Origin of the sequence: Candidatus Vampirococcus lugosii (genome assembly GCF_018420025.1) — a bacterium.
In the GTDB taxonomy this organism is placed as follows: domain Bacteria; phylum Patescibacteriota; class Gracilibacteria; order Absconditabacterales; family Absconditicoccaceae; genus Vampirococcus; species Vampirococcus lugosii.
The window spans coordinates 1-24490 of the sequence record NZ_JAEDAM010000097.1; the positions used below are offsets into that span (position 1 = coordinate 1).

Here is a 24490-nt window from a genome sequence, read left to right on the forward strand (position 1 = left end):
AAAAAAGCAGAAAATAATAAAAAAATACAACAATCTTTATTTGATAAACATGCATTATCAGAATTTGAAATACAAGATAAAAAATATATTTTATGTTTTAATCCTGCTAAACAATATGAAGATAAAGAAAATAGAATATTATTAGTAAAATCAACACAAGAAAGATTGGAAGAAGTTAAAAAATTTAAAAGAAATTATACAGTTAATGTGTTGCAAAATAAAATAAGCAAAAAAATAAGTAAAAATAAATGTAAAAAATATTTTAATTACAAAATTGTAGAAATTAAAATTAATAATAATATTTATTGAAAATTAGAATATAAAGTAAATCAAGAACAAATAAATGAAGATGAAAAATATGATTGATTTTATATGATAGAAACTACAAGAAAAGATTATTATTATTTACTTCAAGATTTTAGATTAAAAGTTAAAGATTTATTACAAGAATATACATTAGATACATTATTAACTGAATCAAAAAATATAAGTAAAGTTTACTTTAGAATAGATAATATACATATAAATAAAGTAGAACAAATAAATGAGCTTCAAGAAAAAATATTTAAATTATTTAAAATAAAATTATAAATTTGTGTAGTACATAAATCTATTTTTATTTTCTCGCAAATCCTTGTCTAAATCAAGGATTTAGAAATTTTGTTCTACAAAGATGAGTTTATAAAAACTAAGATTAATAATCACTATTCACAACACCTTTAATTAAAGTTCCGCAGTAGTTAAGTTGCTTTGCGACGACCGTATCAAGTCTTACGCTTCAAACCAGAAAACCGCAATCCGGACCATATAATGTTATGCTTACTTCATCAGCCTTCACCTCATCAGCCTTCACCATTGCCTCAAATGTCCAAATGTATCTCATATGTCTTAATTCTATATGTCTTAACTTTACGACCTACTTTATCCAAACTATCTCATGATAAACTTATTTCATCTTGTTTTTTTACAATTTCACTATTATATCATGATACAACAAATGAATTTCAATCACTGTCTACCAATTGTGCATCTCTTGCTTTATCTACCCACTGTACAAGTATTAATCCTCCTACTACCGCCAAGATTGATATTATAACTATAATTACTATCAACTCTACTAATGTAAATCATTTATTGTTTTTTATCATCTCTAATTATATATGAAATTATAAATATATTGATTTTTTCTTAAATCATTAAAAAAACACAATAAAAAAAATCTATCATACTTTTTTATTAACTCAAAAATTATTTATATATAAACCATCTAACTCACAAGTAAACTTGCTCATTTTTTCATTAATTTTCAAAATTAAATATTAATTAATTTTTAATAATTAAATGATATTATTTTTTTTATATTTTTCAAGTTATCTTTTTGTTTTTTTATATTTTTTTAATCTCTTATTGTCATAATTGAAAATTAATTTACTATATGTTTTAAAACATAAAATAATTACAAACAAAATACTACCCCACTATATTTATATGTGGATTAATAATTTTTATTTTTTCAGATTCTATATCTTTAAATTCTAAACTATAACAAGAAAGTTGTAAACTTAAATTATTATCATAATTTCAAAAATTATATAAGTAATCTCATATTATTTCAGCTCAATTTTTCCATAAATGATATCTAATTTGATGTGTACGACCAGTTAATATTTCCAAATGTAAATATTTTTTATTTCAAATTTCAAAAAATCATAAAACTTTTGTTATTCATTTTTTTATTTTAGGATTTGGAGTTTTTGGAATTACATCTTGTTCAATATAAAATGGAATTTTTTTTGATAAAAAAAATTTTTCTCAAAAATTTGTAAATTTAATTTGTGCTATATATTCTTTTTTTAAAGATATAGATTCTTTTCATTTTATAGTTTCTTCTAATGTTTTATTTTGAAATAAATTTTTGAAATAAGAAAGTCATTTTTCAGTTTTAGCTATCAACATAGGACCATCAGTTTCTTTATCTAACCTATGAATTAATCCTGATCTAATAAAATTTCCCAAACTTGGCAAAAATTTATACTTATTTAATAAAAATCAAACAACACTTGGACTTGACAAATCCCATATACTACTAGGATGAGATAAAACTCATTTTGGTTTATAAAGAACTATATAATCTTTTTTTTCAATAAAAATGTCTAAATCAATAAATGCTAAATCCTCTCTTATATCTCAATCTATAAACCTTGTCATATTATCAACAATTATTTCATCTCAAGATTTTAATTTATATGATTTTTTTACAATTTTATCATCAACTTTTACAGCTCATCTACAAATCAAATGATGAAAAAAATTTCTTGAATATCAAAAATTTATACTCAAAAATTTATCTATTCTCTGAGGAACTCAATCAAAAATTATTTTTTCCATAAAAACTATTTGTTATATAAAAAATAGTTTATAATCTATTATATTAGATCAAAATCAATTTAAATTATTATATTTATTTTTCTCTAACTCTTAAAGTTATATTTCAAACAACTCTAGGATTATTTTTATAATTAAGAATTACTCTTATATTATAATTTCAAGCTTCATTATATGTTGTTGATATACTTGTATAAGTTCTTCATTCTCAAGACATAGTTTTTCAATTTCAAAAATTCCATGCAACAGATTCTAATTGTCAATCAGTATTAACCATAAATTTAACAACATCTCATACATTAGCAGACTGTGTTGGATGAGTTACAATATCTATCGTTGCTTGTTTAACTTGTCTTTTTACAAAAACATCTCAACATTTAGTTTTTTCTATTCATTTTCTTGTTATCACAGTTACACATGGTTTATAATGTCAATTATCAGCAGAAACATCAAAATTATATGTATGATTAATTTGTCATAAACTAGAATTTTTAATTTTTTCTCAATCACCTAAATCCCAAGTATAATATACTATATTATCTCAATCTACAGTAACTCTACTTGCCGATGCATCAATATTTACCTGCAATGGTTCCTCTCATTCATCAGGAGAAATTAATAAAATAGGTACAAGATCAGATTCTTCAACAATTACAGGAATAGTTTCAGTTACTTCATTTCACATAGGATCTACTATACTAATAGTAACATTTCATTCTGTATTTTCTGTAAAATCGTATTCAAATTTATTATCTTCAAATTCATAAAAACTATCTCAATCAAATTTAATATCTGTTGAATATTCTCAATCTATTTTAGGATTTGTTCAATTTATTACAATATTCATTTTGGTAGGTAATACATCTATATTTAAAGTTTCATCATCTTCCTCATCTTCCTCTCCAAAATTATATTCAATAAATTTATCATTTGATCATTTTTTTAATAAAATTGAATAATCTATTTCATAACTTTTTAATCAAGATTTAAACTTATCAGTTTGACAATTTCATATATCTCAATTTCCACTTTCATAAGTCGCATATGCTATATAATTAACTCATTCTTGCAAATCTATAACAAATCTTCAATCTCTAGATTTTTCATTAACATAAGTTCTTTCAGTATCAATATTTTTTAATTCAATATTAAAATTTCTTGGAGAAACGGATGAAGGAGCACTAACATTAAATTGATAATTATTTCACGAAGATTCACGAAAACTAATATTACAATTTGGAACTTTTGGATCTTGAGTTCTTAAATCAAAATAAAATCTTTTTTCCGTAATATCAGGCAACTCTATATAAACTTTATTAAGTTTAGATTCTCTATAAGTATAAACAACATTTCAAACATCACTAAAATCCGAAGAACCATTTCAATTCAAATCCCACGAGATATTCTGCTCTGACAATCATAAATCTGTAAATAAAGAACTAGCATCAAACTGAACAGTTGCTGGTACAGTTCAAACTACAATTTCATTATTCGCATCATTCATAGAATATTCTGATAATTTTATCTCAGTATCAAAATTAAGATCTATAATCTTTTGTGATATAGATCAAGCATTTCAAGCCCTATTATAAAATACTTCTATAAAAACAGAATAATCTTTTTTGGTAGTATATAAACAATTTCATTGTATAAATCAATTATTGGAAAATATATCTCAAGATTTAATTAAATTTGATTGATTATTTCAACAACTCAACTCAACTGAAGTTATATTATTTATATTACCTATATCTGTAGGTAAATTATTTACAAAGACTGATTCATTTAATTGAAAAGCAAAATAAGATGGAGCAATCAGTGGTAAATCATTTTGGAAAAGAACTGGTTCATCATTTTCCATAAGCAAATATGTATTTACTAAATTATTAGTAACAACTTCTCTTTCTCATGAAATATTATTTATACTAATTATACTAAATGTCCCAAAACCTAAAGTAGCAAGCAATAATATTCATCAAAATATCGATCAAATCAAATACTTAAATTTAGATTTATTTGCAGTAAAAAATTTATATAAATTTAATGATAACAAGAAAAAAGCAAAGAAAAATAGTATACCAAAAAACATTATAGAAAAAATCAACAAAAGCTCTCTAATAGTTTCTGATTCTATACCAAATGCTGAAAGACTGTCAGGATTATTTAATATCCAATATAATGACAAAAAAGTTATCAATAAAAAAAACAAAAAAATTCATAAACATCATATTACAAATCATTTTATAGATATCGTTTTTCATCTTTTAACTTTATTTTTAGTTCTATTAGTATTATTACTTATTTTTTCATTATTTCCCATACAATTTTAAATTTTTAATTTATATAAAAAACATAATCATATATAATATATTAAATTTTTAAAAAAATTCAAGTAATTTTAAATTAATTTGTAAAACTTAAAATATATATCACATATTATAAATAATCTCCAAAATATAAAGTTTCATATTATAATAACAATTTAACATTATTTAGAAAAAACAAATTAAATATTGTTTTTAAAATATTTTTAATTATATAAAATATATTATTTAATAAATAATTTTGATAAAAAATAATGAAAAAAATTGATTTTATTATTTTTGTATGACTAATAATATGATTTATATTGATAAATATTTATCAAATAGATCTTTCTGATAAAAATTTTTTTCTAAGTAGTATTATTGCAAATGAAATTTGGCAATTTATTATATTTTGAATTGCTATATTTTTGATGGGTAAGAAATTAATAGATTTAGAATATCAAAATTAAAAATTATATTTTAAGTATTAAATTATATTTAATATATAAATAATAAATTTACTTGATTTTGAAATATAAATAAATATAAAAAAATAACTAAATTAATTAGTTGAAAATTTTTTATTTTATTTTATTTCATTTTTATGAAAATAGCTTTTGTTGGTAAATGATGAAGTGGAAAAAGTACTATATCAAGTTTATTTACAAAATATCTTTTGGACCAAAATCTAGCAGTATTATGATTTGATGCCGATATAAATGTCAATTATTTACAAAATATAAAAATTAATGCAAAAGAATATTTAGCTATATCAAAATCTAATAATTCTGAAAAAATAAAAAGTTTTTTGATTGGAAATAATAAAAAAATTGAATCAATAAATCATTTTATCAAAACCACTCCTCCTTGACAATGATCTAAATATTTGGAATATGACAAAAATAATTTTATTATACAAAATTTTTGACAAAAATTATGATCATGATATTTCTTTTATGTAGGAAAATATGAAAGTAATTGAATTTGAACTAGTTGTTATCATAATAATTTATCTATATTTGAAAATATACTTTCTCATACCAAACTTAAAGAAAATGAATATTTAGTATCTGATATGTCTGCTGGTACTGATGCTTTTTCAAATACTTTACATGCACAATTTAATAAAATAATTCTTATAGTAAATCCAAGTCAAGAATCTATAAAAGTTGCAAAAGATTTTTTACAATTATGAAAAGATGCAAAAACGGAAAAAAATATTTATTTAGCAATAAATAATTATGAAGATCAATATGAAATTGATTTCATAGAAAAAAATTTATGAAAAAAAGTTGATATATATTTTGAAAAAAATAAAATAATAAAACAAAAATCTTTATTTTGACAAGAGATTAGTTTACAAGACACAAATTATACTAAAAGTTTTGATAAATTATTAAAAATAAATAATTGATATGATGATAAATGTATAATAGAAAATTTAAAATTATTACATAAAAAATATTCACAATTGTGATACATAATAAGAAGAATTTGAGATGTTTCTTTACAAGCAAAAGATTAATAAAATATGAAAAATGTTTTTAAGTGACCTGATTCAATAAAAAATTATTTAAATCCAAACAATCATATAACTCCCCTTCTACAACTACCTGCAAATTTAAATAAATATGAGAATGAATGAATTCATATATATGCAAAATTATTACAAAATCTACCTTTGTATAATGTAAAATCAATTCCTGCCTACAATATGATATCTGAAAAAAATGAAAATAACAAAACAATAGTAGAAAGTTCATCATGAAATACTGCATATTCTTTATGTATACTTTGAAAAGTATTTTGATATAATTCTATGATAAGTTATGCATCTGAAGAAGTTTGAGAATGAAAATTAGATATACTTAGATTTTTTGGCTCACAAGTTGTAATAAATCAAGAACCAATTTGTCCAAATCCAAATGATGAAAATAGTTCAATAAATATAGCAAAAAATTTATGAAAATCAAAAAAGTATATAAATTTTGGGCAATATGAAAATCAAAAAAATCCTGAATGACATTATAATTATACTTGACCACAAATATATGAACAAATGGAATGAAATATTGATTTTTATTGCTCTTCATTATGAACAACTTGAACTTTTATAGGTACAAGTAAATATTTGAAAGAAAAGAATCCAGAAATAAAATCAATATGAGTAGTTAGGAAACCAAATAATCCAATACCTGGACCTAGAACAGAAAACTTACTTAATCAAATAGCATTTGATCGAAAATCACAATTAGACTACTTACAAAGTGTATGAACCAAAAGAGCATATATACAAAGTCTTAATTTATCAAGAAATTGAATAATTGCTTGACCAAGTTCTGGAATGATTTTGGAATGAGTTTTTCAATTTATAAAAGAAAATTATGAAAAAATACAAGAATTAAAAACAAAAAAATGAGAAATAAATATAGTTTTTATATGTTGTGATTTACCTTTTTTGTATATTAAAGATTATTTTAAATATTTGGATCAAGAACTTTTTCCAGAAATTAAAAATAAACATTTGATAAAATCTATAAATACTAATAATTTTGATATTAATATAGAAATTGAAGTTGATACATTTTTTAAAAAATTTTTTTATGAAGAAAAAAATAAAATTTGGGAAGCAATAAAAAATGATAAAGAAATATCTACCAGACAAAATATATTGCTAATAGATATAAGAGAAAAAAAATATTATCAACATTTTTATATACCAAATAGCAAAAATATTCAAATAAATGATTTGGAAAAATATATAGAAAGTGATAAAAATAAAGAAATATATTTAATATGTGAATATGGCTGACATTCAAACGAAATTGCTATTAAATTAAAAAATAGATGATATAATTGTTTTAGTATCAAATGATGAACTATTGAATGGTCAAAATTAAATTTACCTAGAATTAAAAATGAAATATGTAATTTTTAATTTATTAAAATAATTAAATATTTCCATAAAACAAAAAAACTATAATTTATTTTTAATAAAAATAGAATTTTTTTTATCTAAAACAACAAAATTAATTTTTAATAAATAATTGAGGACAAAATCAGAATAATAATACCAATTATAACTGGAATTAACAGTAAAAGAAAATATTTAAATTTTTCTTCCAACTTTATATTAAATTTTTTCAAAAGTGGATCTAAATGTTTATCTATAGTTGCTTTTACTTTTTTTCTATTTGGATATTCATAATCTATAAATTCCAAAATCGCAATTATAAAAATAACTAAAGAGAAAAGAGCATTTAAATTAGTTAAAATAAGATATAAAGTAGCCATTTGTAAATTTTTTAATTATATAAAATATATATGTGTCTATATTTATAATGTTTTTAAATAAAAAATCAATAAAAAATGTACTAATCTTCTGTACCTAAATAGTGTAAACAACACTAGTCTATATTACAATTAAATTATTTTTAGTACAATAAAAAAATAGATGAAACATTACATTAAAATAATGTCAAGCTATATTTGTTTAATAAAATATTAAAAATTGTTTTATAAAATATTATCTATATCATATATAGATAATTTATTTAACTAAAAATAATTTAAAATATTATGAATATAAAATATATATTATTATTGTTTATGTCATTTTTACCATATTCATCTTTTGCAAACATAGATACAAGTTTATGTACTCCTAAAACTTTTATAGTTTCAGGTTATTATTCATCCCTTCCTAATCAAACATTTTATTATAGAGAAAATTATGATAGAGAGATTAGACTTAATTGAAGATGAACACATTGAGCAAGTGGTCAAGCTGTATTTAATTGAATGATTGCTGCTCCTAAAAATTATAAATTTGGTACTAAAATTTATTTTCCTCAATATTGAGTTGGTGAAGTTCATGATAGATGACAGGCAATAGTAAATGCAGGTGTGAGATGATATTCAAATGATAGAATAGATATTTGGATGTGACATTGAGAAGATTGATTAAAGAGAGCTTTAAGTTTTGGTAAACAAAAAGTTACTTGATATATTTGTCCAGATAATGTTGAAGTTTGATTTAATATGAATAATTTTTTGATTCACGAAAAATTTTTTGATGTATTAATTTGGAGTATATATTTGGAACCATGAAGAAAAGATCAATTTGTAAAAACTTTACAAAAATATTTATATAAACTTTGATATCTTAAAAAAGAACATCAAACTTGATATTATTGAGAAGTAACTAAACAAGCAGTTTGTAGTTTTCAACAGAAAATGTGATTAACTTATCCTTGAAGTTGAGTTTGTTGATATTTTTGACCTAGAACAAGAAATACTATGAAAAATCTGGCTATAGCTAATAAATTATTTAATAATTCGTTTTATAAAAAATTAATTTCTATCAATGAATTGGAAAATATTAATTTATCAATTAAAACAAAAAAAGAAAACTTAAAAGAAGAAAAAAATATAAACACAAAAAAAGAAGAAATCTTACAAAAAATAAAAGATGAAATTTTAAAAGAAGAAAATAATATTACAAAAGATAAAAAACAAGAAAAAGAAGAAAAATTATTTGTATTTACTAGATGAATTTGACCTTGAGAAAGATCAGCCGAAGTAGGCCATTTACAAGAAGCATTAAAAACTGTCGGTTATTATGAATGAAAAATATCATATGAATATGATGATAATACATTGGAAGCAGTTTATAATTTTCAATTAGATCAATGAATTATAAATCATAAAACAGATTCTATGGTAAAATGATATTTTGGACCTTCTACTAGAGCATCTTTGAATTGAATTTTAATTCAGCAATTATAGTTCTTCTAATAAATATTTGTTCTTATTCTTGATCTTCTTATATATATGTTGTATATTGAAAAAAATTAAATGTCTGTATGTAAATTTCTTTTGATTTTTTTATTAAATTAATTATATATTAATATAATTTATATTTTATAAATATATACTATGTATATAATATATTGAAAATGAGAAGTTTGACAATGATTGAAAAAATTATTTAATTTTTTGAATATTAAAAATATTATTTGTGATGATAGAGATTTTTTGGATATTGAAATAAATGATGATGACAAAATAATTTTGTCGCCAGGAATTAAACCTAGTCATTTTATTTACAAATTTCATAAAAATAAAATCATTTCTGAATTGGATATGATTTACAAAATATTAAAAAAATATAATTTAAACAATAAATTTAATTTTATATGAATTACATGAACAAAATGAAAATCTACTACTTCTTGGATATTATATAATATATTGAAACAAAAATATGATAATATATATTTGTGATGAAATTTTTCTCCTTCTTTGAGTGAAGTTTTGTATAATATATTTTCTAATTGAAAGAAAAATGAAGTTAATACAATAATAGTAGAACTTTCTTCATTTATGCTTTACAATACTGATTATTTTGATTTTCAAAATTCTATATTTACAAATATAGAAACTGATCATCTTGATCGACATATTGATTTCCAAGATTATTTTGCTAGTAAACAAAAAATATTTAAATTTACAAAAAATAAAGTATATATTTGAAATAATTTATCAAGTAATTTATCAAATAATCTTATCAAGATTGATAAATATGAGTTTTTTGAAACTAACTTATTATGAGAACATAATCAAAAAAATATAAATTTTGTTTATAAAATATGTAAAAATCATTATCAAATAAATAAAAATGAATTTCAAAATTATTTATATAATATAAATTCTTTGCCAAATACTTTGGAATTTGTAAAAGAAATAAAATGAGTAAGTATATATAATGATTGAAAATCAACAACTCCATGAGCTTTGAGATCAGCATTAGAATCTTTTGATAAAAAATTAGTTTTGATAGCTTGAGGATATGATAAATGAGCAAATTTTGATGAATTATGAGAAATTTTTGTTTCAAAAATTAGTTTTGTATGTTTAATATGAAACACAGCTCCCAAAATAGCTAATATAATGAAAAATTATAATATAGATTATCAAATATATAACTCATTACAAGATGCAAGTGAAAATGCAATAAATGAAGCTATAAAAAGAAATATAGATATAGTTTTATTTAGTCCTTGATGTTCAAGTTTTGATATGTTTGATAATTATAAACATAGAGCAAAAGTGTTTTTAAATAGTATAAAAAAAAATAATGAATAATAATAAATTGGAAAAATTAGTTGAAATATTTTTGGAAAAAAATAAACATATAAATCTTTCTTCTATAAAAACTTACGAATGAGTTTGGACAAAACATATTTTGGATTCTATAGAATTTTTGAAAATTTTTGATATTTCTTGATGAAAAAAAATATTGGATTTATGAACTGGTTGAGGTTTTCCGTTAATTCCTCTAGCTATTGAAAATACTGATTCTCAATTTATTTGATTAGATTCTAAAAAGAAAAAAATAAATGCTATTAATGAAATAATACAAAAATTGTGAATTAATAATGTTAAAGGAATTTGGTCAAGATGACAAGAACATAAAAATAAATATGATATATTGACAAGTAGAGCTTTTGCATATGTTGATAAATTATTTAATTGTTGATATCATTTGGTAAAAAATAACTGATATTTTGTACTTTATAAACAAGAAAATGATTTGGAAAAAGAAATTTTGAAAAAAATTTGTAAACAAAAATCTCTTAAATTAGAAATAGAATATAAATATCAATTATTTGATTGAGATATAAATAGAATAATATATATTATAAAAAAACAATCTATTGGTAGTAGCTAATATTAGCTATATTTTTAAGTGTTAATAATTATATTAATATTTATTAAAAAAACTTATATTATTTATTATATTGTTGAATTTTATAGATATAAAAAAATACAAAAATAGCAAAAGATAAAAAATAGAAAATAATTTATTTTCTTAAAAATCCTTGATTAAATCAAGGATTTAGAAATTTTAGTTTAACATCTAATTGCAAAAATATTTCATTCAAATTCTGCTCACAATCTTTCATATATTTGATACAATTGATCTAGTGAAACATCATCAATTGGTTCTATTTGTCACTCTATATTATAATATTTTGAAAGAATATTTTTTATCATAGATTTCGCATATCAATTACATCTATATTCTTTACCTACCCATAATTTTTTTAACCAAACTCAATTATTTTCTATACTAAATAATGCAAAAATATTATCACTAATTTCTGCATCCAATAATTCAGATCATTTAGATACTAATATTTTATCTCAATAATAATCTTGTTCTACAAATTCCATAATTATATATATTATACTATAAAATTAGCAACCTTACCAGGTATATATATAATTTTTTTATATCATTTGTCAATATAAGAGTTTATTTTTTTATTTTCTTTTACTAAATTTAATAGATCATTTTGGTCAGCATTTTTTGAAATTTTTATTGTTCATCTAAATTTTCAATTTACTTGCACTGCCAAATTTACAACATCTATTTCCAATACTGAATTATCATAATCAGGCCATTTTCAAGATTTATATATACTTCATATATTTCAAATTAGATTCCATAATTCATCAGCAATATGTGGTGCAAAAGGTGAAAGTATTAATATAAATTTTATTTTCCATTCTATAGCTAATTTTTCATCTTTGGGACATCAAATATTTGCACAAATCATTAATTGAGCAATAGCAGTATTAAATTTATAATTTTCTATATCTTGTCAAACTTTTTTTATAGTTTTATTTAATTCAAACATTGCATCATTATCATTTTTTGCTACTTTTCAAGTCGTAAATATATTCCAAACTTTATCCAAAAATCTTTTGGATCAAATAATTCAATTAGTATCCCAAGGAGCAGAATCAGTAAAATCTCAAATATACATTTCATAAAGTCTGAAAGTATCAGCTCAATATTTTTCTATTACATCATCTGGATTTTCTACATTTTTAAGACTTTTACTCATTTTTGCTACTATTTTTTCCAATTTTTCTCAACTTGATTTTTCATAAAATTCTCAATCTTTTTCTATAACTTCGTCATTTGGTACAAGTCATCAATTTGATCTTTTATAAGAAAAAGCCAAAATTAATCATTGATTAACTAATTTTTTAAAAGGTTCATCAAAATTAACTACTCAAATATCAAACAAAAATTTATGCCAAAATCTTGAATATAACAAATGTAAAACTGCATGTTCAACTCATCAAATATAAGAATCTACTTGATTCCAATAATTTACATTTTCTTTTGATACAAGTTCATTTTGATTTGAATGATCCATATATCTTAAATAATACCAAGAAGATCAAGCCCAATTTGGCATTGTATTTGTTTCTCTCTTTCAATATAAATTATCAGCAAGTTTTACATCAACAAAATCTTTTATTCAATACAAAGGAGAATTTCAATCTCAAGCAGGTTCATATTTTTCTACTTCTGGTAATTTTAATGGTAAATTATAATCACAAACTATTCTTGAATATAAGCCATCATAAATTTTTCAATATATTTTTTTTCATATAACTAAATATCTTATTTTATTTCAACAAATTCAAGATTGACAAATCTTTTCTCATTCTTGCAAATCTTTTAACAAAACATAAGCTTTATTTTCATCATTTGCTTGAGAAATATCGTTTATTCTATCAAGTTTTTGTAAATCATCTTTTTGCAAATGTATCAATGGAATAGGTTCTCACCAATACCTCTGTCTACTAAAAAGCCAATCTCTTAATTTATAATTAACTTGTTTTTCTCAAAATCATTTTTGTTCAGCAAATTCTATAAGTTTTTGTCTTGCTTGTTCACTTTTTAATCAATCAAATTCGTTTGAATTTACCAAAATTCAATCTTCAACAAAAGCAGTTTCTTTTTCAATAAATTGTTCAAAAGTATATTTATTAATATCATGTGTCAAAATATTTTTTATATCTTCTTTTTTTACCCATTCAAAAGAATGTTTTATCAACTCTTTTTCATCAATTTCAATTTGTTTATTTGATTTCAATCTAAAATATAAATTTTTTACTACTCATCCAAAATTAAAATCTTTTCATCAATGATGTCAAGAAGAATAAGCTTTCAATTCTTTTATAAATTCAAGATCTATATATCAAGTTTCTTCTTTTATTTCTCTAATTGCAGTTTGCAATGGATCTTCTCATTCTTCAATTCATCAACAAACAAAAGTTTTATGTCAATCTGCTTTCCGATTCAAAATCAAAAATTCTCAATCTAAATTTTCAAGCATAACAAAAACTCAATTTGTATTTACAAATTTTTTTCATTCTTTTAATTTTTCACAAAACATAGGAGCTATACTTTTTTTTATTTCCAATCAATATTTTTTTGCAAATTCAAAATCTCTTTCATCATGAGCTGGTACTGCCATTACTGCTCATGTTCAATAATTTCATAAAACATAATCTCAAATCCAAAGTGGAATTTTTTCATCATTGAAAGGATTAATAACATAAGATCAAGTAAAAACTCAAGTTTTTTCTTTTGTAGTTCTATCAAGATCAGATTTATTTTTTGATTTTTCAATATAATCAAAACAATCTTTTTCAAAATCTTTTTTAATAAAATTATTTATATTTTTATGATCAGGAGCAACAACAGCATAAGTCATACCAAAAACAGTATCTATTCTTGTTGTATAAACTGAAATAAATTTACAAGATTTTGAACAACATCATTCATTATTCTGTAAAGAATTTTTATTAAATTCTCAATCACATTTTTCATACAATTTCATTTTAAATTCACATCATTCACTTTTTCAAATCCAATTTTTTTGCATTTGTTTAATAGATTCTGGCCAATCCAATTTTTCCAAATCATTTAATAATCTATCTGCATAATCTGTTATTTTCAATACCCATTGTTTAATTTTTCTTTTTTGAACTGTATTTCAACATCTTTCATGAGTTCAATCATTCAAAACTTCTTCATTTGCTAATCAAGTTTTACAAAAAGGACAGTAATTTATCGGCAAATCTTGTTCATAAGCAAGTCAATTTTCAAATAACTTCAAAAATATCCATTGAGTCCATTTATAATAATTTTCATCTGTTGTATCTATCTCTCTATTCCAATCATAACAAAATCAAATATTTTTCAATTGTTTTTTATACTTTTGTATATTTTCATCAGTTGTAATTCTAGGATGAATTCAAGTTTTTATTGCATAATTTTCTGCTGGAAGTCAAAAAGCATCCCAACCCATAGGATGCAAGACATTAAATCAATTTAATTTTTTATATCTTGATATTATATCACTTGCAATAAATCATTTTGGATGTCAAACATGTATTCAAGCTCAAGAAGGATATGGAAACATATCAAGAGAATAAAACTTTTTTTGATTTAAATTATTTTCAGTTTGATAAATATTGTTTTGTTCCCAATATTCTTGCCATTTTTTCTCAATTTCATTTGGATTATACATAATTTTATATATTTTAACGAGTAAATTTAGTAGAATTAGTTTGTCTTCAATCTCATTGCAAAAATTCTAAATTTTCTTTTAATCATTCTTTTATATCTGATATTAAACAAGAGTCCAAAGCATTATCTTGACAAAGTCAATATGCAACTTGAACTTTACTTTCCATTCATCAAGTTCATGAACTAGAACTTCAATCACAATTTTGTAATAAATTTTCCAAAGATATATTTTCTATATTTATCTGTGGAATAGGACAAAAATATCAATCTATTGATATACAAAAAGCCGTATTTGTATATATTATTCAATATATTTTTTCATAATCTCACAAAATTGAAAGTAATTCTACAATATATGCAAATAATCTATCATTATCTTGCAAAACTGCTAGTGCTTCCAACTCAAGTTTATCAACAGCATCATTAAAATTAATAATAGGTGTTATATTATTTTTCAATAAATCATTCAATAAGTTAAATGTATTTTGATCTTGTTTTTGTTTTATAAATTTATCATGAAAATCCTCTATAAGTTTTTGAAATCTAGTATATCAAATATTTGAAAAATCAATATTTGAATTATAACTTACCAAAACTTGTCATATCATAGGTCCCAAAACTTGTTTCCAAAAATCCATAAGTTTCATCTGTCCAACACTTGCTGATAATTGTGAAGATATATTTTCTCACAAAATTGATTTTCACATTTTTACAGCTCAAGAAGAGATTATAACAAAATCCATTTTTTCATCAAAATCCGATATTGCATCTCATATTTGTTTTCTAAAATAAGAAATAGATTCTTCATAAGTCATACTATTTGAAACTATTGAATCTGATCAAAATTTTAACACACATAAATTTTTGTTCATAAATTCAAAACTGTAATATTAGATACTAAAAATAATTTATTTTCTTAATTCAGCTCAAAATTTTTCTGCATTTTCAATAGCTTTCCGTAATACTTTATTTACTTGTTCAGAATTTAAATCTCTAGCATCTATAGTTAAAGTTATAGATATACTTTTTTTATTTTCAGGAATATTTTCTCATTTATAAATATCAAAAATTTCTATATCAATAACTCATTTAGTATTTAATATAGCATTTTTAATTCACAAAAAACTTTCTTGTATATCCAGCAAAAAACATAAATCTTTTTTGAAAATATTATCATTTACAGATAAATAATCAACTCATCCAAAATTAGATTTTTGATTATTAATAATATTTAACACAGTATCCAAATTCATTTCTACATAAGAAATTTCACAGTTTTCAGGAAATTTAAAATAATCAAAATAAATAGGATGAATACTTGCTATATAAGCTATATCATTTCAATTTAGAAGAATCTTTGCTTGTTTTTTGGGATGAGATATTTTATTATCTGCCAATTTAAATTCTAATTTTCATTTCAAATTTAAATCTTTTATTAAATTATGAAAAACTCATTTAATATACAAAAAAGCATCATCTTTCCAAGATTCTTTATTTTTGGTATAATACAAAAAATTAAGTTTACTAATTTCATTTGGTCTAATTCAATCTCATAAATTCCAAACATCTCATATATCAAAAATTTTTATTTGGTCATAAACTCTAAAATTTTTTTGAACTACTCACAACATACTATAAATCAAATTATCTCTCAAATAAGAAGAATCACTTATCAAAGGATTTTTCATTTGTACAAGTTTTTTAAAATCAACATCCATCAATTTCAATATTCATTCATCCAACCAAGGATAAGTCTCTACATTTACAAAATTCATATTTATTAAACTATCTTCAATTTTTCTCTGTAAATCTATTTCTTTAATCAAAGAATTATCTTGTATATTCCAATAAAGTTTTTTTTCTTCAATATTTTCATAAGAATAAATTCTTGCTACTTCTTCATAAAGATCTTCTTTTATATTTATATCTCTAGGAGATCTTCGTAAAGGAACTTTTACTTTATCTTCATAAATTTCAAATCATATATTTTTCAAAATATTTTTTGCATTTTGAGTAAATCATTCTTTTTCTTCACCAAACAAAAAATATTGTATTTTATCAAAATCTATTTGTACAAATTTATTATACAAAAATTTATATTCTTCATTGAAATAAAAATCAATTCATCAAATTTCATAATTTCATAAAGATTTTTGAAAATATTTTAATTCGTCCAAAAACAATAAAAGAGTATATAAAGTAAATAAAGGATTAATATTTTTTTCAAATCTTAATTCTGCATCAGTTCTTAATCAAAGTCTTGTTCAAGTTTTCCTAACACAAACAGGGTCAAAATTAGCTATTTCTACTAATATATTTTTAGTTTTTTTAGTAATTCAAGAATTTATTGAACCAATAATTCATGCCAATGCCAATATTTTTTCATCATCAGCAATTACTAAATCAGTATTTTTCAAAATATGTTCGTTTTCAAAAAGATCTATAAATTTTTCTCATTCTTTAGCTTGTCTTACTATTATTTCTCAATAAATTTTATCTGCATCAAAAAAATGAACAGGATTACCACTATAATTCATAAAATAATTACTAAAATCTACCCAATTATTTACCAAACCTTGCCCCAAATCAGAAAGATACATTCATAACAAAAAATCTGTTTCAGCAACATTAATGTTATTTAATTCCAAAGCTATATAAGATCTTAAATTTTGAGATTGAGAATTAATTCTTATTTTTGATTTATTTGACATACCCAAAACATCAAAAATATTTGTATTTTTCCAATTTTTCAATATTTGAGAAATAGTATTATATTTGATTTTGCCAGTATCAGAATATATTCCAAATAAATCAATTGATAAACCAAAATGTCATGTCATATCAGCCCTATTAGTCAAATTTTTATTATCAACATCTATTACAAGATTATCCAAAAATGCAAATTTATCAGTCAAAGATTTACCCAAATCATCATCAGATAAATATTCATCAAAATCTTGATCCAATAACCAAATATCATGTTTATCCAGATCAAGTTTGATACCAAGTTCTCATTTTGAACAAATCATTCATGAACTCTGTAATCATCTCATTGTCCTATCAGAAATTTTTAGATCAATTTCAGGAAGATAAGATCATGGAAGAGCTACAGCAATATATCTATTTCAAACCATATTTTCTCATCAAGTTATTATTTGATATTGTCATTTATCGCCACAATCTACTTGACAAACTACAAGTTTATCAGCATCAGGATGTTTTTCCACTTTATTAGCTTTTCATATAACAATATCTTTTGGTATTTGTCTAATAGTAAAATCTTCAACTTCACAAGATTTTAGAGTTAATTCTTTTTGTATATTTTCAACATTATCATCAATATTTATCAATCTTTTAAGTATATCACCAGAATAAAGCATTTTGTTTTAAATAAAATATAAATTTTTAATATTCATTATATATAATTAATTTTACTTTATTATCAATATTAATTTAGAATTTTTTATTTTTAAGTTTTTTAAAGATAAAATTAATTTCTAATTCATACATTATTTATATATTTATAAGCAATTTTTTGTAAATCTTGAAGTTCTTTATTTGTAAAGCTTTTTCAAGTAAAATCATTATCCAAAGTTTTTCAAGATTGATAATTTTGTATAAAAAAATTATTAGCTCATTTTATTTCTTTTACAGTATCTTCAAAAATTTCAATACTATGAAATCATTTAATAACTGTAGTTCTAAACTCATAATTTATATTTGAATTAATTATTATATTTATACTTTTTTTATAAGATTCAATATTTAAATTTTTTACTCATAACATTTCATTATATTTATAAAATGGATATTTAATATCCATAGCAATATAATCAATTAATTTATTTTTTATCAATTCATTTAATATTTTTGGATCTTGTCAATTAGTATCTAGTTTTATTAAAAATCACATTTCCTTAATTTTTTCACAAAAATCAAATAAATCTTTTTGTAAAGTAGGTTCTCATCCACATATAGAAACTCATTGCAAAAGTCATTTTCTCTTTTCCAAAAAATTCAAAAATACTTTTTGTGGAATTAAATCATTTTTAATTTCTTGTATTTTTTCTGGTAATACAAATTCAGGATTATGACAAAAAGGACATCTTAAATTACAAGAGACTGTAAAAACTATACATGAAGTTTTATCAGGATAGTCTATCATACTAAAAGTATTTATTCATCATATCAACATAATAATTTGATTATAAAATTAAAAATTTTTTATTCATCTAATTTCATAACAGTTTCCAACAAATTTTCTCTTGCTATTCATTGAAATTCAGAATTTTGAGAATAAGCAATAGCTTTTATATAATTTTGTCTAGCATTTTTATAATCTCATTTTTCAAAATAAATATCTCATATTTTATTGAAAAGATAATCTCTAGGATATTTTTCTACCAAAAAATCTAAATATTTATATGCAATTTCATCTTCTCATCTTGCTACATGAAATCAAGCTCTAGCATATCTACAAATTAAAGGTTCTTGTAAATCTTCATAACAAGCTGTTATATATGAAGTTGCTAATTGAAAATTATTTTTAAATAAGTCATTAAAATCTTCTTGAAAATTTCATTTATAAAAAATTATATCAAAAAATGTATAAAAGTCATAATCGGTTAATGGCCTATTTTGTAAAATTCTAGCAAAACTTTTCATCATATTTTCATAATCTCAAATTTTTTCATAAGCCAAAGCTAAATATCTATATTTATTTTTTATAAAATAAATATCATCAATTTCATTAAGATGAACTATAGCTGTTTGATTATTACCCAACCAAAAATTACTTATTCAAATATAGTAAGTATATAAATTTTTATTATCTTCATCTATATCTATAAGTTCTGTAAAATGTTTTATAGTAATTTCATAATCTTTTCTTATAAAACTACTTTCTCATATTATTTGATGCATAAGAATATAATTAGGATTAATTCTTAATACTTGATCTGCCAATTTCTCTGCAATTTTGTAATCTCAATTTTTCATAAGAACAAATGCTATAAGTCAATCCATAAAATATTCTGGTGGATTAGTAAATCTATAATATTGATCTATTGCCACATTTAAATCACTTTTAAACTCTGAATACTTTCAATCAACATCAATCTTTTCTATATTTTCCAAAAACTTTTCAATATCATTATAAATAATATCAAATAATAATTGATAATATATATGATCTTGTTCATCTATTTTTTTTTCTAAATAAAATTTATTTACTTTATTTTTTAAATCATCTACTGATGATCTTGTAAATTCAATAGTATTTATCTTTATATTTATATAAACTATAGGATCTATTTTATCTATTTCTATCTCTTCTAAATATTTTGATGCTGATTTATAATCATTATTATTATAATATGAATTTATAAGTTCTAATAATACTTCTTCTTCTTTATTTTCTTTATACAATATTTCCAATATTTCTATTTTTTTTATTTTATCCGTATTGTATTGACCACTATTATATATTTCTTGTAACATTTCAGAATCGTCTTTTAATCAAACTTCCAAATCCAATTCTATTTTATTTTGTTGTTCTTCTTTTTTATTTTCTTTATCTTGTTCTTTATTTTCATCTATATTATTTTGCATAGCTTTATTTTTTAAATCTGTTTTATTTTCATTATGTTTTTCAAGTTCTTCATAAAATTGCATATCCACTTCATCCATTTGAGATTGAAATTTTTTTATATCTTGCTCAAATTCTTTTTCAGCTTGATATGCCATATACAAAAATATAATTCATATTACAATGAATATACTTATTATTAAATATATAAATTTAGTATTTTTCATATATATTTTTTACTATATAAATCTAATTTATGAATTATAACATACTTTAAATATTTACAATAAATAGTATAAATATAGAAATTATTAATAAATAATATTGTTAAAAAATTATTTTCTTTAATTTTTAATTTCTTTCTATTAAGAAATAATAAAATATTATCAAAAATAAAAATAATATTTTTTAAAATTAAAAATTTCTAATTAACTTAATATATTATTTATAATGAATAAATAAATTTATAAATACTATCAAATACATAATAATATTCTGGATTATCTTTTACTATTTGTTTTATATTTTCTATTTTTGGAATTAGAGATTCAGCAAATCAAGGATTTAATTCATTTCTATAAAGTATTTGATCATATATTAAATTTACTTTTTTGTTACTAATTTCTTTATTTATATATTCATAACTAGCAAAACTAAAACTTGGAATTATTATTAATAATAAAATAAATATTTTTTTCATCTTACAACAAAACTTAAATGATAAAAAATATTTATTGAAAATATAATTTTTTAATTAGAATTTATTTTAAATGATTCTACATTTATATAAGAATTTTTAAAAGAAAATTCTATTTCTGCCAAAAAGTTTTTATCTCAATCAGTAAAGGAAATTTCTGCTACAGTTCCTCATGTCCATCTAATATTTTTTACTTGATAATTTCATCAATCATTAACTATAGAATTAATATTATTTAATATAAATTCTCAATACATTTTTGTAAAATTAATACTTCAATTTTCAATATAATTAGATACATTTACATTTGTTCTTGTATCACTAGAATTATCAGACTCTATTTCATTTTCTTCTTCATTTTCTTCTTCAATATCATTTTGATTATTTTCTTCTTCAATATCATTTTGATTATTTTCTTCCTCATTATCAATTTCTTCCTCTTGATTATTTTCTTCTTCAATTTCTATTTCTTTAAAAGAATTAACATAAACAAGTCCATCTCTATATGCAACAGTTATTAAAGCCAAAATATTTTCTCAAGCAGAATTATATAAAACTTCAGCTTCATTTCATGTTGTCCATCTAATACTAATTACTTCATTTTTTCATTCATTTGAATTAGCTAGTTTATTTATATTCTCTTTTATATATGTATTATAAAGTGCTGTAAAATTTCAATATTCAGATATTAAATATAATTTTTCTCAATTTCTTGTTGTTTGATTTGTAGTCGTTTGATTTGTGGTATTTTGCTCAGTAGTATTATTATTTACTTGACTTTCACTTTCATCTTGATTATCATTAGAGTCTTGATTTAAATTTTGATCATCATCTTGCTCATCATTTTCCTCATTTTCCTCATTTTCCTCATTATCATCATCTTCCTCATTTTCTTCTTGTATATCTGATTCATCAATAACTCAAACTTCTTCATTAAAAAATTCTTCAAATTCATCTAAATTCATTCAAGCATTTGTTGATTGAGAGTCTCATTCTGATTTAGTACAAGCAGAATTAAGAAGAAAAAACACAAATAATAATATTAATAAATATTTTTTATTCATAAAAAAAATCATATTATATATATAAATATATATTTGTATATAATAATATTAATAAATATATCAAGTAAAAATTAATATAAATTTATATATTTATTTTTAAATAATCACAATTTTTTATAAAAAATATAAATCACTTTTAATATTGAAATATTAAAAAATATATTTATAAGTTTTTTGTATAAAAATATTATTTAAATATATAAAATATATAATGGTAGATTCAGATATTAAAATATTTTCTGACAATATATGAAGTATAAATCCAAAACATCCTGCTTTTAATTTATTAGAAATGGAAATATGGGAACTAATTGAAAAATTTTTAAGAACAAAAAAATCTATAAGAACTCAACAAAGTTATTTTACAGATTTAAAATTTTTTTTTGAAAAATATGAAATATATGATTGTAAAAAACTTCTTAATTATTATTCCAATTATGAACTTAGTGATATGATAAATGATTATATAAATTCTAGCAAAAAAGTTGATCCACAAGATCCTAATAGAATATATAATCCAAGAACTGTAAACAGAAAAGCATATTCACTTTCTTCATTTTTTAAATTTTTACAAAAAAGATATAAATTAAACTATAATCCTGTAATGTTTGATGCACTCAATACACCCAAATATTCAAGCACTAACAGTATAAATAATGAAGAATTAAAAAATATATTAAATTTTCTCAAACAAAAATATGAAAATGAAAATAATAAAATAAAGAATTTAAGAAATTATTTAATATTTTGTTTTTTTTCTTTCTCTTTAAGAAGAAATGAAGTAAGTAAATTGAGATGGCAAGATATAAATAAATCTGAAAAATATATACAAGTATTACAAAAATGAAATACAACAAAATTAATTCCTATACCATCAAATGTTTATGAATTATTATTAGAATTTCAAACATTAAAAGCTAGTTTATGATATATATGAGATTATATTTTCACACCATTCAATAATAATAAAACTAAAACAATAAATAAACCTATAAGTCCAGATTATTTATATAATTTGGTTATTAAATTATGGAATGAATTTGAAACAAATACTCAAATTCAAAATATATATCAAAAAATTAATAAATTACAAAACAAGAAAAAATATTTAAATAAAAAATTAAAATTAAACAAAAATATAGAAATTGAAGAAAAAATAAATAATATAAATTATGAGATAAATAATCTAAAAAATATGAAAAAAGAAATATTAAAAAATAATAAACAAATTTCATGTCATAGTTTTAGAAAAACATTTGTAGAACAAGCGATACTTAGATGAGATGATTTCGTGCAAATACAAAATGCTACAGGTCATACTAATCCAAATATGATTAATTATTATCAAACTATAAATAAAACTAAACATAATTCTATAAATAATTTAGATAATTTTTATTAATTCCCGCCCGGGCGAGAATTAAATTTGAAAAAATTAGAAAAATCATTATAAAGTTAGTATTTTTTTATTTTATATACTAACTTTTTTTATATGCAAGAACAAAATCATCTACAAAACATACTTTACAATCATCTTTGTAAATAAAAAATAGCAAAAACAAGTTAAGAACTGAAGAAAAAGAATTTAAAAACGCATTTTGTAGTGGCGAGTATTATTGTATTTTCTCTTGAAATTATGATTTTTTTATTATAATAAAATATATTGTTTCTTGTATTTAAAAAATTCCTCGCAAATATAATTAAAAAACTTATGTAGCTCATTATCTTATTGAATCTTTTAGAGATAAAGATACAAAAAAGTAAAACATATAAATAAAGTAGAACAAATAAATGAGCTTCAAGAAAAATTATTTAAATTATTTAAAATAAAATTATAAAATTTGTGTAGTACACAAATCTATTTTTATTTTCTTGCAAATCCTTGTCTAAATCAAGGATTTAGAAATTTTGTTCTACAAAGATGAGTTTAATGTATATTAAAATTTATTCATTACGATTAAAAATTCATGAGTAATATTCTTCTTCCCATTTTTCATCTTCTTTTTTAGATTCTCAATTTTTAAAATCATTTATATTCCCATATACTAT

At 20.7% G+C, this 24490-nt stretch carries 20 protein-coding genes; 8 read left to right on the plus strand and 12 right to left on the minus strand.

Annotated elements, in window-relative coordinates; all coding sequences use genetic code 25:
- On the plus strand, positions 1-591 hold a 591-nt coding region (locus VAMP_RS05100; protein ID WP_500681216.1), incomplete at its 5' end, for a transposase.
- A gap of 149 nt (positions 592-740) precedes the next feature.
- Here VAMP_RS05100 and VAMP_RS05105 read toward each other — a convergent pair.
- The 3 genes from VAMP_RS05105 to VAMP_RS05115 all read right to left on the minus strand — a co-directional run bounded on the left by VAMP_RS05105 (position 741) and on the right by VAMP_RS05115 (position 4705).
- Positions 741-1148 carry a prepilin-type N-terminal cleavage/methylation domain-containing protein gene (locus VAMP_RS05105; protein WP_213349863.1) on the minus strand — a complete coding sequence of 136 codons (408 nt, stop codon included), beginning with the start codon at positions 1146-1148 and terminating at the stop codon, positions 741-743.
- A 322-nt stretch (positions 1149-1470) separates the two neighbouring features.
- Positions 1471-2388: a pseudouridine synthase gene (locus VAMP_RS05110; protein ID WP_213349864.1), complete on the minus strand. Its 918-nt coding sequence runs from the start codon at positions 2386-2388 to the stop codon at positions 1471-1473.
- Positions 2389-2461: 73 nt separating this feature from the next.
- Positions 2462-4705: a PKD domain-containing protein gene (locus tag VAMP_RS05115; RefSeq protein WP_213349865.1), complete on the minus strand. Its 2244-nt coding sequence runs from the start codon at positions 4703-4705 to the stop codon at positions 2462-2464.
- A gap of 258 nt (positions 4706-4963) precedes the next feature.
- Here VAMP_RS05115 and VAMP_RS05120 point away from each other — a divergent pair, with 258 nt between their 5' ends.
- From VAMP_RS05120 to VAMP_RS05130, 3 genes are all read left to right on the plus strand, one after another.
- Complete coding sequence (locus tag VAMP_RS05120; protein WP_213349866.1) at positions 4964-5161, plus strand: hypothetical protein; 198 nt, start codon at positions 4964-4966, stop codon at positions 5159-5161.
- A 134-nt stretch (positions 5162-5295) separates the two neighbouring features.
- Positions 5296-6216: a nucleotide-binding protein gene (locus VAMP_RS05125; RefSeq protein ID WP_213349867.1), complete on the plus strand. Its 921-nt coding sequence runs from the start codon at positions 5296-5298 to the stop codon at positions 6214-6216.
- A 6-nt stretch (positions 6217-6222) separates the two neighbouring features.
- Positions 6223-7629 (plus strand): pyridoxal-phosphate dependent enzyme, encoded by a 1407-nt coding sequence (locus VAMP_RS05130; protein ID WP_213349868.1) that lies wholly within the window; start codon positions 6223-6225, stop codon positions 7627-7629.
- A gap of 98 nt (positions 7630-7727) precedes the next feature.
- Here the strand turns inward: VAMP_RS05130 and VAMP_RS05135 are convergent, their stop codons facing one another.
- On the minus strand, positions 7728-7985 hold the full coding sequence (locus VAMP_RS05135) for a hypothetical protein (protein WP_213349869.1): 258 nt from the start codon (positions 7983-7985) through the stop codon (positions 7728-7730).
- A gap of 285 nt (positions 7986-8270) precedes the next feature.
- On the opposite strand from VAMP_RS05135, the gene VAMP_RS05140 reads away from it, so the two are divergent.
- The 3 genes from VAMP_RS05140 to rsmG all read left to right on the plus strand — a co-directional run bounded on the left by VAMP_RS05140 (position 8271) and on the right by rsmG (position 11424).
- Positions 8271-9479, plus strand: a complete 1209-nt coding sequence (locus tag VAMP_RS05140) for a peptidoglycan-binding protein (protein WP_213349870.1) — start codon at positions 8271-8273, stop codon at positions 9477-9479.
- 150 nt (positions 9480-9629) lie between these two features.
- On the plus strand, positions 9630-10838 hold the full coding sequence (locus VAMP_RS05145; protein WP_213349871.1) for a Mur ligase family protein: 1209 nt from the start codon (positions 9630-9632) through the stop codon (positions 10836-10838).
- Positions 10831-11424 (plus strand): 16S rRNA (guanine(527)-N(7))-methyltransferase RsmG, encoded by a 594-nt coding sequence (gene rsmG, locus VAMP_RS05150; protein ID WP_213349872.1) that lies wholly within the window; start codon positions 10831-10833, stop codon positions 11422-11424. Before VAMP_RS05145 ends, rsmG begins: the two co-directional genes overlap by 8 nt.
- 182 nt (positions 11425-11606) lie before the next feature.
- Here the strand turns inward: rsmG and VAMP_RS05155 are convergent, their stop codons facing one another.
- From VAMP_RS05155 to VAMP_RS05190, 8 genes are all read right to left on the minus strand, one after another.
- A complete protein-coding gene (locus tag VAMP_RS05155; protein ID WP_213349873.1) occupies positions 11607-11930 on the minus strand; it encodes a GNAT family N-acetyltransferase in 324 nt (107 codons plus the stop codon).
- Positions 11931-11941: 11 nt separating this feature from the next.
- The gene (locus VAMP_RS07280; RefSeq protein ID WP_439099518.1) at positions 11942-15094 is read right to left on the minus strand and encodes a class I tRNA ligase family protein; all 3153 of its coding nucleotides are present in this window, start codon (positions 15092-15094) and stop codon (positions 11942-11944) included.
- A gap of 13 nt (positions 15095-15107) precedes the next feature.
- Positions 15108-15965, minus strand: a complete 858-nt coding sequence (locus tag VAMP_RS05165; RefSeq protein ID WP_213349874.1) for an amino acid kinase family protein — start codon at positions 15963-15965, stop codon at positions 15108-15110.
- Positions 15966-16001: 36 nt separating this feature from the next.
- Complete coding sequence (pheT, locus tag VAMP_RS07215) at positions 16002-18473, minus strand: phenylalanine--tRNA ligase subunit beta (RefSeq protein WP_213349875.1); 2472 nt, start codon at positions 18471-18473, stop codon at positions 16002-16004.
- Positions 18474-18583: 110 nt separating this feature from the next.
- Positions 18584-19288, minus strand: coding sequence for an anaerobic ribonucleoside-triphosphate reductase activating protein (locus tag VAMP_RS05175; protein ID WP_213349876.1), 705 nt, complete (start codon positions 19286-19288; stop codon positions 18584-18586).
- 29 nt (positions 19289-19317) lie between these two features.
- Positions 19318-20907, minus strand: coding sequence for a tetratricopeptide repeat protein (locus VAMP_RS05180; protein WP_213349877.1), 1590 nt, complete (start codon positions 20905-20907; stop codon positions 19318-19320).
- Positions 20908-21125: 218 nt separating this feature from the next.
- Complete coding sequence (locus VAMP_RS05185; RefSeq protein WP_213349878.1) at positions 21126-21380, minus strand: hypothetical protein; 255 nt, start codon at positions 21378-21380, stop codon at positions 21126-21128.
- A 50-nt stretch (positions 21381-21430) separates the two neighbouring features.
- Positions 21431-22441, minus strand: a complete 1011-nt coding sequence (locus VAMP_RS05190; RefSeq protein WP_213349879.1) for a hypothetical protein — start codon at positions 22439-22441, stop codon at positions 21431-21433.
- Between the two features lie 211 nt (positions 22442-22652).
- On the opposite strand from VAMP_RS05190, the gene VAMP_RS05195 reads away from it, so the two are divergent.
- Positions 22653-23843 carry a tyrosine-type recombinase/integrase gene (locus tag VAMP_RS05195; protein WP_213349880.1) on the plus strand — a complete coding sequence of 397 codons (1191 nt, stop codon included), beginning with the start codon at positions 22653-22655 and terminating at the stop codon, positions 23841-23843.
- Positions 23844-24490 lie beyond the last annotated feature (647 nt).